15 protein-coding genes are annotated in these 15922 nt (G+C 44.3%); 1 reads left to right on the top strand and 14 read right to left on the bottom strand.

Annotated features, from left to right (window positions below):
- Nucleotides 1-223: 223 nt before the first annotated feature.
- The 14 genes from AAEO56_RS14605 to AAEO56_RS14540 form a co-directional block, all read right to left on the bottom strand.
- On the bottom strand, nucleotides 224-2026 hold the full coding sequence (locus tag AAEO56_RS14605) for an acyl-CoA dehydrogenase family protein (protein ID WP_341697800.1): 1803 nt from the start codon (nucleotides 2024-2026) through the stop codon (nucleotides 224-226).
- Between the two features lie 38 nt (nucleotides 2027-2064).
- Nucleotides 2065-2301, bottom strand: coding sequence for a four helix bundle protein (locus AAEO56_RS14600; RefSeq protein ID WP_341697799.1), 237 nt, complete (start codon nucleotides 2299-2301; stop codon nucleotides 2065-2067).
- A 170-nt stretch (nucleotides 2302-2471) separates the two neighbouring features.
- Nucleotides 2472-3653, bottom strand: a complete 1182-nt coding sequence (locus tag AAEO56_RS14595; RefSeq protein ID WP_341697798.1) for an acetyl-CoA C-acyltransferase — start codon at nucleotides 3651-3653, stop codon at nucleotides 2472-2474.
- 139 nt (nucleotides 3654-3792) lie between these two features.
- Complete coding sequence (locus tag AAEO56_RS14590) at nucleotides 3793-6183, bottom strand: 3-hydroxyacyl-CoA dehydrogenase/enoyl-CoA hydratase family protein (protein ID WP_341697797.1); 2391 nt, start codon at nucleotides 6181-6183, stop codon at nucleotides 3793-3795.
- Nucleotides 6184-6226: 43 nt separating this feature from the next.
- Nucleotides 6227-6694 (bottom strand): MarR family winged helix-turn-helix transcriptional regulator, encoded by a 468-nt coding sequence (locus tag AAEO56_RS14585; protein WP_341697796.1) that lies wholly within the window; start codon nucleotides 6692-6694, stop codon nucleotides 6227-6229.
- Nucleotides 6695-6787: 93 nt separating this feature from the next.
- A complete protein-coding gene (locus AAEO56_RS14580) occupies nucleotides 6788-7495 on the bottom strand; it encodes a DUF2071 domain-containing protein (protein WP_341697795.1) in 708 nt (235 codons plus the stop codon).
- Between the two features lie 30 nt (nucleotides 7496-7525).
- Nucleotides 7526-8530: a virulence RhuM family protein gene (locus AAEO56_RS14575; RefSeq protein ID WP_341697794.1), complete on the bottom strand. Its 1005-nt coding sequence runs from the start codon at nucleotides 8528-8530 to the stop codon at nucleotides 7526-7528.
- Nucleotides 8531-8545: 15 nt separating this feature from the next.
- The gene (locus AAEO56_RS14570; RefSeq protein WP_341697793.1) at nucleotides 8546-9088 is read right to left on the bottom strand and encodes an RNA 2'-phosphotransferase; all 543 of its coding nucleotides are present in this window, start codon (nucleotides 9086-9088) and stop codon (nucleotides 8546-8548) included.
- A 78-nt stretch (nucleotides 9089-9166) separates the two neighbouring features.
- Nucleotides 9167-10141, bottom strand: a complete 975-nt coding sequence (locus tag AAEO56_RS14565; protein ID WP_341697792.1) for a hypothetical protein — start codon at nucleotides 10139-10141, stop codon at nucleotides 9167-9169.
- A gap of 88 nt (nucleotides 10142-10229) precedes the next feature.
- The gene (locus AAEO56_RS14560; RefSeq protein WP_341697791.1) at nucleotides 10230-10595 is read right to left on the bottom strand and encodes a hypothetical protein; all 366 of its coding nucleotides are present in this window, start codon (nucleotides 10593-10595) and stop codon (nucleotides 10230-10232) included.
- Nucleotides 10561-11022, bottom strand: coding sequence for a hypothetical protein (locus tag AAEO56_RS14555; protein ID WP_341697790.1), 462 nt, complete (start codon nucleotides 11020-11022; stop codon nucleotides 10561-10563). Before AAEO56_RS14555 ends, AAEO56_RS14560 begins: the two co-directional genes overlap by 35 nt.
- Nucleotides 11023-11040: 18 nt before the next feature.
- Nucleotides 11041-12822 (bottom strand): AMP-dependent synthetase/ligase, encoded by a 1782-nt coding sequence (locus AAEO56_RS14550; RefSeq protein ID WP_341697789.1) that lies wholly within the window; start codon nucleotides 12820-12822, stop codon nucleotides 11041-11043.
- A gap of 126 nt (nucleotides 12823-12948) precedes the next feature.
- Nucleotides 12949-13857: a helix-turn-helix domain-containing protein gene (locus AAEO56_RS14545; RefSeq protein WP_341697788.1), complete on the bottom strand. Its 909-nt coding sequence runs from the start codon at nucleotides 13855-13857 to the stop codon at nucleotides 12949-12951.
- Between the two features lie 413 nt (nucleotides 13858-14270).
- Entirely contained in the window at nucleotides 14271-15311 is a 1041-nt protein-coding gene (locus tag AAEO56_RS14540; protein ID WP_341697787.1) for an NAD(P)-dependent alcohol dehydrogenase, read from the bottom strand.
- Nucleotides 15312-15512: 201 nt separating this feature from the next.
- On the opposite strand from AAEO56_RS14540, the gene AAEO56_RS14535 reads away from it, so the two are divergent.
- Complete coding sequence (locus tag AAEO56_RS14535; protein WP_341697786.1) at nucleotides 15513-15911, top strand: hypothetical protein; 399 nt, start codon at nucleotides 15513-15515, stop codon at nucleotides 15909-15911.
- Nucleotides 15912-15922 lie beyond the last annotated feature (11 nt).

Raw genomic sequence — 15922 nt, 5'->3', positions numbered from 1 at the left:
TCCAAAGGAGAGGGGAGAAGCTACACTCAGCCGCATTTAAGTGTTGGGTTAGACGATGTACAATTATTAATTTTTTCAACAGGGCGAGGAAATACAATAATAAAAACGGATTGTCGGCACGTTTCCACTCCCCTCTCCTTTGGAGAGGGGCTGGGGGTGAGGCCCTAAAAAAAACCGCTGCAAATTTCTCTGCAACGGTTCTATTAACTTCAACTAAAAATTCTTAATATGGATAATGGTTCTCAGCCACTATCTTAGCCGCAATGGTCTCACGAAGCGCCACCACATTCGGCATGTTGTTGTATTTGGTAAAGCGCCTTAGGCCCATCATCATCATGCGCTGCTCGTCACCTTCGGCAAACGAGGCAATGCCTTCTTTACCTTTTATAGTCACAACATCCACCGCTTTATATAAATACAATTGTGCCATCGCGATCTGCTCTTTTACATTTTCAGCGCCTTTGTTTTTAGCCAGCTTCTCCGTACGAAGTACTACCGATTCCGCCATGTATATCTCGATAAGGATATCCGAAGCCGCCATCAGCAATTGCTGGTGCGAATCCAGTTCCGGACCGTATTTCTGCACAGCCGATCCTGCAACCATAAGGAACGCTTTTTTCAGCTTGCCTATCATTTCTTTTTCTTCCGCGAATAATTCTGAATAATCGGGGGAATCAAATGAAGGAATTCCCATCAATTCTTCTGCAACTTTCATGGCGGGGCCCAGTAGGTCAACGTGGCCTTTCATGGCTTTTTTGACAAGCATACCTACCGAAAGCATACGGTTGATCTCGTTCGTACCTTCATAGATACGCGCAATGCGTGCATCACGCCATGCGCTTTCCATCGGGGTATCTTCAGAGAAGCCCATACCACCGAATATCTGGATGCCCTCATCAGCACAATTCTGTACATCTTCCGACACCGCTACTTTCAGTATAGAGCATTCTATGGCAAATTCCTCAACTCCTTTAAGTTCCGCGGCCTGGTGCGATTCGCCGTTGGCAACACGTGCCTCGATGCGGTCCTCGATGTTTTTGGCAGCCCTGTAGCAGGCGCTTTCCCCGGCATAGCAGTTGGTTGCCATTTCGGCCAGCTTGGCGCGGATAACGCCAAAATTCGCGATAGGCGTGTTGAACTGTATCCTTTCGTTAGCATATTTCGCTGCACCCGATGTCACCCTTCTTTGGGCATCAAGGCAGGCTGCGGCCAGTTTGATACGGCCTACATTCAGGGCATTCATGGCTATCTTAAAGCCGTTGCCACGTTCCGACAGCATGTTCTCTACAGGGACTTTCGTCTCATTAAAGAAAACCTGGCGGGTAGAGGAGGCGCGGATACCCAATTTATGCTCTTCCTCATTCATGGAAATGCCATTCGACGGGTCATTCTCCACAATGAATCCGGTGATGTTCTTGTCATCGCCAATACGTGCAAACACAATAAACACGCTGCAGAAACCTGCATTCGATATCCACATCTTCTGGCCTGTAATTTTATAATGCGTACCATCGTCAGAAAGTACTGCTTTTGTCTTACCCGAATTGGCATCGCTGCCCGCGCCCGGCTCGGTAAGGCAGTAAGCTCCAAACCATTCACCCGAAGCAAGTTTCGGGACGTATTTTAGTTTTTGCTCTTCGGTCCCGTACAGCGTTATCGGCATGGTACCGATACCCGTATGCGCCCCGAAAGCCGTCGAGAACGAACCCGTGGCACCCGAAATATAATCGCACACCAGCATGGTAGAGACAAATCCCATCCCAAGTCCGCCATAGGCTTCCGGCACCGCAATGCCCAGGAACCCAAGTTCGCCTGCTTTGCGCATGCTTTCTTCGGTAAAGGCATAGTCTTTCTTCTCAAATCGGTCTTTGTTCGGCCAAATCTCACGATCCACGAATTCCTTTACGGTATCGCGCATCATAATTTGTTCCTCCGAAAAATCTTCGGGAGTAAATATATCTTCGCTTTTTGTTTCAGTAACAAGGAACTGGCCGCCACGGGCGAGTTGTTTTTCTTCTGTTTCCATAATTAGATTTTTAGATAATAGATGATAGATGAAAGACCTTACTCGGAAAGAGTATTTTGGAATCCCATCGTCATCTTTTGAAATTCTTCTATTTTATATTCAAGGCTTTCTGTCGCCTCATTTGATACATATTTTCTATGATGTGCTAATAATAGCTGTGTTTGCAGTTCGAAAGATGAACCTAATGCGATGTCTATAAAATGCCTGAATGATTTATTTGTCCTGCTCGAGCCTTCAGCAATATTTGAAGGCATTGATACACCGCTCCTGTCCATCTGGCTTTTTAAACCAAATTTTCATGGGGATGAAAAGCATCTGTGAGGTCAAGAACAATCTTTGCTATTTCCATGGGCATTTGCCATATTTTTAGTTTTTTGAAATTGTGTCTTTTGAATTCAGCCATCCTAAGTGTCTATCATCTATTATCTCTTATCTTTCAGTCTTATTAAAGAATCTCATAGACCCCCGCTGCACCTTGTCCCGTACCCACGCACATGGTCACGATGCCATATTTATTACCGCGGCGTTTCATCTCATCGAACAACTGCACAGATAGCTTGGCGCCGGTACATCCTAAGGGATGCCCCATTGCAATCGCGCCACCGTTAACATTCACAATGTCTTTGTTGATGCCCAACTCACGTATCACGGCAAGCGACTGTGATGCAAAAGCTTCATTGAGTTCGAAAAGCTCGATGTCCTCCAGTTCAAGGCCTGCCATTTTTATGGCTTTAGGAATGGCCTTCACCGGGCCAATGCCCATTATTCTTGGCTCCACACCAGCTGCGGCATAGCTTACCATCCTTGCGATTGGCTCTAATTTCAGTTCTTTTACAAGGTCTTCGCTCATAACCAGTACAAACGCAGCACCATCACTCATTTGCGATGACGTACCCGCCGTAACGCTTCCGTCAGCGGCAAAAACCGGTTTTAGTTTGGCCAATGCTTCCAAAGAGGTGTCGGCACGCGGGCCTTCGTCTTTGGTTACGGTATAATTCTTTGTGGCTTTTTTGCCATTCTCGTCTACATATACCTGCTCTACAGTAATAGGCACAATCTGGCGGTCAAATTTGCCTTCTGCCTGAGCCTTCAGTGCTTTTTGGTGCGATTGAAAACCGAACTCATCCTGGTCCTCACGCGATACGTTGAACTGCTTTGCAACGGCTTCGGCGGTAAGGCCCATTCCCCAATAGTAATCTTCATGGCCGTTCTTTGCTGCCTGGTAATCCGGTACCGGCTTGTAGCCGCCCATAGGGATATAACTCATGCTCTCGGCACCGCCTGCAATAATGCAGCTGGCCATGCCGCTTTGTATCTTTGCAGTTGCCATCGCAATGGTTTCCAGCCCGGAGGCGCAATAACGGTTCACCGTAACACCCGGCACGTCGTCTATCTTAAGACCCATAAGAGAAATAAGGCGCGCGAAGTTGAGCCCCTGCTCAGCTTCCGGCATGGCGTTGCCCACCATTACGTCGTCTATTCTGGTTTTGTCAAATTCCGGCAACTCATTCATCATGAACTGTATGGTTTCTGCGGCCAGTTCGTCGGGACGTTTAAAACGGAACACTCCTTTCGGGGCTTTGCCCACGGCAGTCCTGTATGCTTTTACTATATATGCTGTTTTCATATCGGCCCCCTAGCCCCCAAAGGGGGAACTCCTACCAGGGGTCAGTAGGATTTATAATTATACCAATGGTACTTGTATCTTTAAGAACGAAAAATGTGTCGTTGCCGTTTCTATTCCCCCTTCGGGGGTTAGGGGGCTTTTAATTTCTAAGAGGTTTCCCTTTCGTCAACATAAACTGTATTCTCTCCAGCGTCTTTCTTTCCCCCGTAAGCGATAAAAATGCCTCACGCTCAAGGTCTAATAAGTACTGCTCACTAACCAGTGTCGCCTCACTTAAATCGCCGCCTGCCATAACGTAAGCAAGCTTGTTGGCAATCTTCTTGTCGTGTTCCGAGATATAATGCCCGGCTTCCATGCTGTCGGTGCCCACGAGAAACATACCCAACGCCTGTTTGCCCAGTACTTTTACGTCTTTGCGTTTTACAGGCTGCGTGTAGCCTGCATCGGCAAGGAGTTTCGCGTGTTTTTTAGCTTCGGCGATCTGCCTGGCCTTGTTCACCACAATAACATCTTTGCCTTTTTGGAGAACTCCGGTATCAAAGGCTTCATACGCCGATGTCGATACTTTCGCCATCGCCACGGTAAGGAAATACTCCTGCAGCACGTTCAGTTCCACGTCATTTTTTCGGAAGATGTCCGATGCCCTGAGCGCCATCTCTTTCGATCCGCCGCCGCCGGGTATTACTCCAACACCAAATTCCACCAAACCGATATACGTTTCTGCCGCAGCCACAACTTTGTCAGCATGCATGCTCATTTCGCAGCCGCCGCCAAGGGTCATGCCGTGCGGTGCCACCACAACCGGGATTGAGGAGTAACGCACGCGCATCATAGTGTCCTGGAACATCTTGATAGCCATATTCAGCTCGTCGTATTCCTGCTCTACCGCCATCATGAATATCATACCGATGTTGGCACCCACGGAAAAGTTCGCCGCCTGGTTACCTATCACGAGGCCGTCATATTCTTTCTCGGCAAGGTCTATGGCTTTATTGATGCCCTGAAGCACGCCGCCGCCAATAGTGTTCATTTTGCTCTGGAACTCCAGGTTTATGATGCCGTCGCCCAGATCCTGGATGATAGCCTCGCCGTTGCTCCATATTTTTTTGCTTTCGCGAATGTTGTCGAGGATGATAAACGAATCCTGTCCCGGAATTTTCTTTTGGGATTTGGAAGCAAGGTCGTAGTAGTATTTAATGCCTTCTTTAAGGGTGTAGAAGCTTTTGTTGCCGCTTGCCAGCATGTCGTTTACCCATGCCGCAGGTTCAGCGCCATTGGCTTTTATAAGTTCGATGCCTTTTTCAACACCTATGGCATCCCATATTTCGAACGGGCCATTTTCCCAGCCAAAACCGGCTTTCATGGCATCGTCTATTTTATAAAGGTCGTCGGTGATTTCAGGAACGCGGTTGGATACATAGGCAAACATCCCCGCGAAGTTCTTGCGGTAAAATTCGCCCGCTTTATCCGTACCCGTTATCAATACCTTAAACCTGTTGATAGGCTTATCGATAGTTTTTGTCAGTTCCAAACTGGCGAACGAAGCTTTCTTTGCCGCCCTGTACTCCATTGTATCAAGGTCAAGCGACAATATATCTTTGTCTACTTTCTTATAGAAACCCTGGCCGGTTTTACTTCCAAGCCATTTGTTTTGCATCATGGTGTCAATGAAGCCCGGCAATTTGAAAAGCTCGTGTACCTCATCGTTCGGGCAGTTCTCATAGATACCGTTGGCAACGTGTACCAGGGTATCAAGCCCAACTACATCTACAGTACGGAAAGTAGCCGACTTCGGCCTGCCGATAACAGGGCCGGTAAGTTTGTCAACCTCTTCAATGGTAAGGCCCATTTCCTTCACCTGGTGGAAAAGGCTCATGATGCCATAGATACCGATGCGGTTGCCAATGAAGGCAGGTGTGTCTTTGGCAACTACTGAGGTCTTGCCAAGGAACTGCTCGCCGTAGTTATTAAGGAAGTCCAGTACTTCAGTTGAAGTCTTCGGACCCGGAATGATCTCGAATAAGTTTAAGTAACGCGGAGGGTTGAAGAAGTGGGTCCCACAGAAGTGTTTCTGAAAGTCCTCGCTACGGCCTTCGCTCATAAAGTGGATAGGAATACCTGAAGTATTCGAAGTAATGAGTGTGCCGGGTTTGCGGTATTTCTCCACCTGCTCAAATACTTTCTGTTTGATGTCGAGCCTTTCCACAACCACTTCGATAACCCAGTCGGCATCGGCGATTTTGGCCATATCGTCCTCGGTGTTGCCTGTAGTTATACGGCTTGCAAATTTCTGGTGGTAAATGGGGGAAGGTTTCGATTTTAGTGAATTAGCCAAATGCTCGTTCACAACCCTGTTGCGGACGGCCTTGTCCTGCAATGTCAATCCTTTTTTCTGTTCCGCTTCGGTAAGTTCCCTTGGGGGAATGTCCAAAAGCAAAACCTCAACACCTATATTGGCAAGATGGGCAGCGATCGCCGATCCCATGATGCCCGAGCCTATAACGGCTGCTTTTTTAATAGTGCGTTTCATTGATATATAGTAAGTTTTGTTTGATGCCTATAAGGCATTATGTTTATTTGTTCGTTGCTTTTTCAGTTTCGCTGTCAGCGGTGAATATCAGCTTTTCAGCAATGAGGTCGTTGATAAGCTCTGCAACCTCTATAAAATTATCCAGCTTTTCCTGCGGTACATGCTGGCGTATCACATCGTTGAACTTTAGTACCCTGTCGCGGGACAGTTCCCGTTTTTCTTTGCCCAGCTTGGTGAGGTGTATCAGTACCCCGCGGCCGTCTACCGGGTTTTTCTTTCGTACAATCAGGCCTTTTTCCTCCATCGACTTCAGCGTGCGGGTAAGGCTCGTAGGTTCCATTCCCATCTGTGGCCCGAGTGCAGTAGAAGGTATCCCGTTATCCTTGTCTATAGAAAGGAGTGCAAAACCCACCGACATGCTGGCGCCATATTTCGAGGCTTCTTCGTTGTACATTCTCGATACTGCCTGCCATGTTGCCCTCAGTATGTAATCTATTGTTTTCTCTTTCATGAATTATGATATTTCAAATATACAAAAAAATAGTATGCACGCATATTAAATTTTAAAAAAATTATTCTTACGAAATTGTTTTCGTATATTTATCTATTTACTTTTTACGTTAAGCCATTCGTGCTCTATGTTTTTCATTAGTAGTGCATTGTCAAATACGACCACCCCTTTTGGGAATACCGTTTCATTTTCAAAAAAAGACGACCTTACCGAAGCAACTTCGAGTGAGATCATTTCCCATTTATAGGTATTAAGCCGCACGCCATCGAATTTATTTTTGTTGGGCGAAAAACCCACACAGCCTTTTTCGAAGAAGTCGGATGCTGTATTTAACGTCTTAAATATTGAACCAGATGGGTAATTCCCAGTTTCTTTTGCCTCAATAGCGATACCGGTAGCATCTTCGCTGGTAAAGCCTACTTTATAATTGCCGTCGCCTCCTGCAACATCAAATTTTGCGTGATAATGTTTCCCTGGGAATATCCTGCCGCCTGCCAGTGCATTTGCTAATGAAGACGTATCCCTTCGCGGAATGTACACACCTTCTTTAGTCTCGCCATTTTCATCCCATTCTACAGCAAACCGATGGGCGCCGTTCTCTGATCCGATACCTAAAAAGTCGGGAATACCTTTTGGCTTAATGCTTTTTAGCCGGATTAGGCAGATACCGCCGACTGCCTTTCCTTCATAAAGTTTCGGGCGAAAAGGTTGCAGTATCATTTTACGCGCTACATCTTCATCAATCGTATAGTTGATGAGTATCCTTCTGTCAATGTAGCCGTGTATTGCCGGTATTCTCATTCGTTTAGTGATTTTTGATTCTTGCGAATTCTACTTTTTGGATTTGTTTACATTTAGCTTTTTTTCCGTCATTTCTATTTGTTTTATAAAATCCTTTTCCGCCACCGACAAATTTCCTTTTATTTTCTCTTTATACTTTTCATATTCAGAAAAAGCTTTTTCCAGTGCCTGCTTATGGCTCACCGTTCCCGCATTTTGAAGAATATCATTTCCCGTCATCCGGACAAAATCATCCAGTCTTTCGGCCCAGTCTTTCATATACATAGGTTTCCGATTCAATGCCTGAAGCTCTGCAACTTCAAGATACGCGGTTACCATCCTGTTAAGAACATTTAATTCATTTTCGTCAAGGTAATTCTTTGCGATCTCAATTTCCTGTTTTGTAGGCCTGCTTCCTTTGATGTTGGTTAAGCCAAGGTTTATTTTTTCCGAATCAATTCTCTGATAAATTATTTCGGCAGCGGTATGCCCATGCGCCGCCCAATGCATTTTGTTTTGTACTGTTTGAAAAAAATGAACAGAAATATCAGATTTTGCATCATAATCAATACTTGTTGCATAAATATCAAGGATTTTTCTCCAAAATATTTTTTCCGAAGAACGTATATCGCGAATCCTTTGAAGTAATTCTTCAAAATAATTACCTCTACCTGCCTGCTTTAGTAATTCGTCGTTCATTGTAAATCCCTTTACAATATATTCGCGTAGCCGTGAGGTAGCCCATTGGCGGAATTTCGTCCCCTGCAGGCTTTTTACCCGATAACCTACCGATATGATTACATCCAGATTATAGTAATTAGTGCTGTATTCTTTACCATCTGCGGCAGTTGTTCGGAATTTCCGAACAACTGAATTTATTTCCAATTCGTTTTCTTCAAAAATATTCTTTATATGTTCACTAACGGTAGCTTTTGATTTTTGAAACAACTCAGCTAATTGCGCCTGTGTTAGCCAGACCGTCTCATCTTCCAGACGGGTTTCTATTTTGGTCGTGCCGTCTTCTGTTTGGTATATTATAATGTTGGAATCTTCCATTAAATATGTATTAATTCATTTTATATAACCCGCAGGAACATGGTCCGTCAGCCAAACACCATTCTCCGAAAGGAAAAATTCATACCCGTCGTTGTGCATCTGCAATGCCATTACTTCTAATATCACCGGCTTGCCGTGCCTTCCGCCTACGTTCGATGCCGTGCCCTTCTCAAGGCTCAGGTGTACGTGGTGGCGGCTGCTTTTATGGATACCGTCCCTCATTATCGCGTCAACATTTTGCGTTGCCGTGCCGTGATAGAGGATGTCGGGTGGGACCTGCGGCTCATAGCCCAGCTCAATTTCTATTGAATGTCCCTGGCTGGCGCGTATTTTGTCTTTTGTGTCGTTGAAGGCAAAGCGTTTTTTGTTATTTGTTTCAACAACATGTTCCAGCAATACGGCATCTATTTGTGTTCCCGAATTATTTATTTTTTCCAATAACTTCGCTACATCCGTCCAGCCGTTGGCATCAAGGGAGATTCCCAAAGCATCGGGATTGTGCCTTAGTACGTAGCTAAGGAATTTGCTTAGTTTTTTTGTGTCGTTTTCGCTGATCATAAGATATTTATGGGATGTAATGTAAATATAGCGAAAATTGGGGTAATAAAAAACTCCCCGGGAAAGGGGAGTAGCTGATTATCTGCCTTCGTCGAAGTCATGTACTTCAGGCGAGCCATCGGGGCCGGACTGGTTAATGGCCCTGTAATGTATCCCGGGCTTGTTGAAGTCGAAATCTGTAAATGTTTTCTTCATTTCCTTTTTCACAAGTTCGAATTCCTGCCCCAGCGTGATATTTTCTTCAACAGGAATTATAGTCTGGTAGGTGATGAGCGCTCCGGTACCGTCTTCGCTCTGTGCGAGGCTAATGCCCATTACCTGTGGCTTCGTCCGGATGTTTTCCAGCAGTATAGGGAAAGTATATTTGGCATCTACTTTTCCCCTTAGCCTGTTATAATACAGCGGGATGCTTTTTGCATTGTCGAATTCTACAAAATTTTCAGTCGCCTGAATGCAGGCCTGCGCTGCCTCTGCATACAAAAGCGCATCTATCAGGAAACCGTCGTCTTCCTTCTTTTTTGCAATGGCGTAGTATTCCTGCGCATTTTTGCCATGCTGCCAGATGATGTTGATCTTTATCTCATCAATTTTCCATTCGTCCCCTTCCTTTCCATAAATCACTGCCAGCAGGTAACCTTCTTCAGAATAGGGTATCTTTAATAACGAAACATACGTATCCTCTACTTCATTTACATATTTAAAAGTGTAAGAGTGTTCTTCCGACGGAATGGCAATATTGTTGTTCGTCACCGAATGATGACATTGGTATTCATCAAATACGGTATAATTGTTTTTGAGGTAACCATTGCGGAATGCCCAGGAGGTGTTGCGCACATTCGCCTGAAGGTGCTTCACGAAATTCTCTGACCCCAATGCTTTAAATATCTTTAGTTTGCCGTGCGACATCGCTTCGATCAGGCTATCATTTTTGGCCTTTATCGTTTCGCGCAACTTGATGTCAATGTCATTATTCGATATGATATCTGCAGATTGGAACATGCAGCCCTGAAACACTGTAAACAAAAGGCAGAGCAGGAGTAATCGTGTTTTCATTGGTTATTGAATGTGAAGCGAAATATAATTTTTATTAATATAAAAAGATGGTTAGTTCAATTGTATTTAAATAATAAAGCATTCATTATTAAATTTTATTGTAATCAATTTTATCGAATCTATCCTCTTCTTTTTTTAATTTGCTCCAATCAAAATTATACATTTCTTCTTCACTCCAATTATCAGGATAGTCTACTATTAAGTAACCACCTATACCAAATCCTCCACCAAAGTAGCAATAACCCTCAGCTTGAAGATTGTCAGGGCCTGGCTGAAAATCCACATGTCTAAATTGAGAAGATAATAGAATGCATAATGCTGAATATGCATCAATAAGACTTTTTAAATTTGCATCTTCAAAATTGTTAAGCCGATCATGTTTTGAATTATTATATGCTTGGTACCAAGAAAGTGTTTGCTTAGTTTTCCACTCTAAAAAAAGGTTTTCGGACATTGTTGTTACCTTTCCAAAACGGTAGTTGGATAGAATAATCGTCAAGGTGATGAGTTTTATTTACTTTAGAAAAATCATGAAGTTTCCACTCCTTTTCTAAGCGAAGTTCTGTTTTGTTTTTATGAAATTTTGTTGGTTTATAGTTGTTCTCTTTTAAAATTGCTTTGAAATTTGCTTCAATTTCTATACATGTTCTCATTAAAATTTCATGTATTCTGAATGAGTAAGTTAGTTCATTAATATCTGCAGGTTCGATATATTGAAATAGTTTTAATATATCTTCCTGAATTATTAGAAAAGCTCTTGTATAATGATGAGGATTCTGAGAATAAGAATGATCAATTATATAAGCCCAATCACTATATCCGGAATTTGTACTTTCTATTACAGGTCTATAATTTCGATGAAAAGGCTTTGTATGACTCATTTAATCTTAAACTGTTTTTTATTTTTCACCTTCTCTGTATATCTTGTCATACAGTTTCTGGTATTTCTCTTTTATCGCTTTCCGTTTTAGTTTGAGGGTAGGGGTCATTTCACCACCGTCAACACTCCAGATGTCGGGGGTTATCTCAAATTTCTTCACCTGTTCCCAGTGCCCGAATTTTTTGTTGATGCCGTCAATCTCTTCCTGGATGCGTTCTTTTACCTCTTTGCTTTCTGCAATTGCCTTATTGTCTGTAAGGCTTAGCCCTTTGCGGGATGCCCATTGCTTTACGAACTCAAAGTCGGGCTGGATAAAGGCTGCCGGCATTTTCTCGCCATCGCCTATCACCATGATCTGCTCTATAAAGCGCGACTGCTTCATGGCATTCTCAATCAGCTGCGGTGCAATGTACTTACCGCCCGATGTTTTAAACATTTCCTTTTTCCTGTCGGTTATCTTCAGGAAGCCGTCGCTGTCAATAATCCCAATATCGCCGGTGTGGAAATAGCCGTCTTTCAGCACTTCATCGGTCTTTTCCTGGTCGTTCAGGTAGCCCATCATTACATTGGGGCCTTTGCAAAGTATCTCGCCGTCTTCAGCGATTTTCACTTCTACGCCTTTTAGCGGCCTGCCCACCGTGCCGATCCGGAAACCACCGTTGCGCTCATCGTTTACCGATATAACAGGGGAAGTCTCCGTAAGGCCATAACCTTCCATAACAGGGATTCCCGCAGCGGCGAATATCCTTGCCAGCCTTGGCTGTATGGCCGCACTTCCAGATACCATAAGGCCGAGGTTACCGCCCAGTCCTTCCTTCCATTTCGAGAAAATCAGCTTGCGGGCTATCCATAGCTTAAAGCCGTACCATGCGCCGTTAGCGCCATAGGGCTCATATTCAAGCCCCACTTCAACAGCCCAAAAAAACAGCTTCTTTTTGATGCCAGTCAGCTCAGAGCCTTTGGCAATGATCTTATCGTATACTTTTTCAAGCAGCCTTGGTACCGCCGTGATGACGAAAGGCTTTGTTTCCTTAATGTTGTCGCTTACCTTTTCGATAGATTCGGCAAAGTAGGTAGAAACGCCATAATACTGGTAGAGGTACAATATCATCCTTTCGTAAATATGGCAGATGGGCAGGAAGCTCAACGCACGTGTTTGGCCTTCGCCGAATGGCACCCTTTCGGCGCTCATAAGCACATCGGATACAATGTTTTTGTGCGAAAGCATCACGCCTTTAGGCCTTCCGGTTGTACCTGATGTATAAATTACGGTGGCAAGCTCGTCTTCGGTTATGCTGTTTTTAATACTTTCGAGTTCGCCCTGGTTGGATGTATCCTTGCCCAGGTCCAGTATTTCGTTCCAGCTTTTACAGCCGGACAAATCGTTAAACGAATAAATCTCTTTCAGCTTGGGGAGGTTGCCCCTTATAGACATTATTTTATCATAAAGTTCCTGGTCCGAAACGATACAGTATATCGCTTCAGAGTGGTTAAGGATATATTCGTAGTCCTCTTCCGATATCGTAGGGTACACGGGTACATTTTGAGCCCCGGTTTGCAGTACGCCTATGTCAACAATATGCCATTCAGTGCGGTTGTTCGACGAAATGACCGCGATCCTGTCGTTCTTTTTGACTCCCATCCGAAGCAATCCCCTGGAGAGAGCATTGGCTTTATCAATATATTCCTGCGTTGAGGTCTTTACCCATTTTTCGCCATACTTGGTAACCAGTGCATCGGACAGTGGGTGTTTTTCGAGCTGGTAGTATGGGAAATCAAATAACCGGGTGATAGTATTCATGTGTTTGATAATGTTTGTACCTGCAAATTATGAAAAAAATATATATGAAATCAAAAATCATAAATAATTGTAAAATGATCTCAATATTTGAACTTTTCATAATCCGGCTTTAGCCCGGCTCTTACACTAATTAAAAAGCTTACGGAACTCTAAAGGCGACACATTTGTTTTGGATTTAAACAGCTTGCTGAATGACTGGGGGTACTCAAAACCCAGTTGGAATGCTATTTCGCTGACAGATAATGGTGTAGTGGTAAGTATCTCTTTTGCCTTCTCGATCAGCTTATTATGGATATGCTGTTGGGCGTTCAGCCCTGTATAAGCGCGGAGCATATCACTGAGATAGCCGGGCGATATGTTGAGCTTTCCGGCAATTTCTTTTACCGTGGGCAATGTCTTGTTTTGTGCATTGAAATGGCTGTCGAGCACATGTTCCAGCTTGGCCAAAAGATCGCTGTGGGCTATTTTCCGTGTCATGAACTGCCGGTTGTAAAAACGGTTCGAGTAATTGAGCAGCAGTTCCATATTTGAAATGATAAGGTCCTGGCTGAATTTGTCGAGTGTCGAATGGTATTCCTGCTCTACATTCGTCATGATGCCTTCTATCATCGATTCTTCCTTTTGCGAAAGGTACAGCGCTTCGGTCACATCATACGAAAAGAACTCGTATTCCTTTATTTTTTTTCCCAAAGGATAGCTTCTTAAAAAATCGGGATGGAACGCCAGCATCTGCCCGCCAAGCGGGTTTTCGCCAGGTTCGCTTTGGTAGCATATCTGTCCCGGGGCAATGAACGACATAATCCCTTCGTCAAAATCATAAAAGTCCTGCCCGTAGCGCATCTTGCCCTTAAAATCTTTCTTGATGGCAATGATATAGAGGTTCATGACCATTCCTTTAGACCAATCCGAAAGTTCAGGGTTCACATCTTTAAAGCTTACCATACTGATAAGCGGATGCTCGGGGCCGTTTAGCCTCAGGAAGCGGTGCATCTCCGAAACGGAATTGATATGTACGGGACCGTTGTTTGTTTTCATATTTAAAAAATTATAAAGCCGAAAAGCTAACGTAAAGATAGACTTTTACTGGTGGTTATTTATGATATGAACTTTCAGGGATTTACAAATTGAAAAGACACATCCCTAACCCTTCTCAAGAGCTGAACACTTGGACGTGTTTACTAAACTTTTAAAAGTTTTTGATCGGCATGAGTGAAGCTGTTCCCCTCTTGAGAGCTATCGTGTGGACACATCTTCAAAAATTAATTCCCTACGGGAAAATACGGCTCTCTGATCCAACTTTTACTACCGAAATGGATCCCCTACGGGAAATATCGTTACTTAATTATCCCATCGGGATTAAATTTCGGTAGAATTAATGCCGAAAGTGAGTGATTTTTTTCCCGTAGGGAATTAATTTCAAAGGGTTAGGGGTGTGTTATTTGTAAATATTACAATGTTGCCATATCAATCACAAAGCGATAGCGAACATCGCCTTTCACCATCCTGTCGAAAGCATTCATTATATCCTTAATATTAATAAGCTCAATATCCGAAACGATACCATGCTCGGCACAAAAATCCAGCATCTCCTGAGTCTCGGGCATTCCGCCTGCACCGGACCCCGTCACGGTCTTGTTGCCTGATGCAATCGTAAAGGCAGAAACCTCAAGCGGCTTTACCGGCATACCAACATTAATATACGTGCCATTCGTACGGAGCATTGCAAGGTAAGGCGCAATCTCATGGTCCGCTGCAACTGTATCAAGGATAAAGTCGAACGTAGCGGCAACGGCTGCAACTTCTTCAGGGTTTTTAGTTACCACAAAATGATGCGCGCCCAGTGCTTTTGCATCCTCGCGTTTTGATTCTGAAGTGCTTAGTACGGTCACTTCGGTGCCAAAAGCCAGGCCAAACTTCACTCCCAAATGTCCAAGCCCGCCAAGTCCCACAACGGCAAGTTTATGCCCTTTGCCGACTTTCCATTTGCGTAATGGCGAATAGGTTGTAATGCCTGCGCAAAGCAGCGGCGCTACAGCGGCAAGGTCGAGTTTTTCTGAAATTAGGTGAACGTAACGCTCGTGTACAACGATGGTATTACTGTAACCGCCATAAGCGGGATTGCCCTCTTTATCAAGGTTGTTGTAAGTAAGCACGCCACCGTCAAGACAGAATTGTTCCTGCCCGTTGCCGCAATTCTCGCAGTGTTGGCAGGAATCCACCATAACGCCAACCCCCGCGGCATCGCCAACTTTGAATTTGCTGATGTGGCTGCCTGTGGCAACAATCCGCCCCACGATCTCATGGCCCGGCACCATTGGGAATATCCCCGGGAACCATTCGTTCTTGATGAGGTGGAGGTCGGTGTGGCACACACCACAATATAATATTTCGATCTGTACATCGTGCGGCCCAACATCGCGGCGCTCAAAGTTCCATGGTGCCAGGTCTGTTGTTTCATTTTGGGCTGCATACCCTTTAGCTTTTATCATGTTTTAAGTATTTTGTTTAGTATTTGTAATGGCAAATATCACCACAATCCTATTTGTATAAGTATCCAAATTGAATGTTGTTGTATCCAAAATGAATATGCCCCGGTGCGGCTGCCAAGATTTTCATAAATGTAGCATAGAGATCTGTTAATCGCGAGGGTAGTATGTTATTTATCAAGTAATTTTAATAAAAAAATAGCTATGAACAATTACACCATGACCTTTATATACGACGGCGATTTCGATCTGCCGGATGCGCAGGATGCACTCGACAGGCAACTAGTAAAGATGGTGCTTGGTAAAATGGAAGGTGGCCAGTTTCAGTTGGTTGATTTTAACCTTTCCGAGAATTATGACAAACATATTATAGATACCTATATAAAAGATCCGTCACTGCACCGGTCGGTACTCGAGATACGCCTTGATATGTCACGTGCCGACATGAAATCGCGTGAGTGCATTTTTGCACGGTGCCTCAACGCCATGCGTAATGGGGAGTTGTCGCTAAGCCGGGCACAGGAAAACGACGACCCTGGCCAGGGACAGTTACAAAGCCTCATAGTTTTCGAAAAGAAAGGTAGTTATAGCCAAACGGGCTGACTAAGGAATGG

The organism is Flavobacterium arundinis, from assembly GCF_038289855.1.
Taxonomy (GTDB): Bacteria; Bacteroidota; Bacteroidia; order Flavobacteriales; family Flavobacteriaceae; genus Flavobacterium; species Flavobacterium arundinis.
This window is presented reverse-complemented; position numbering and strand designations above follow the sequence as displayed.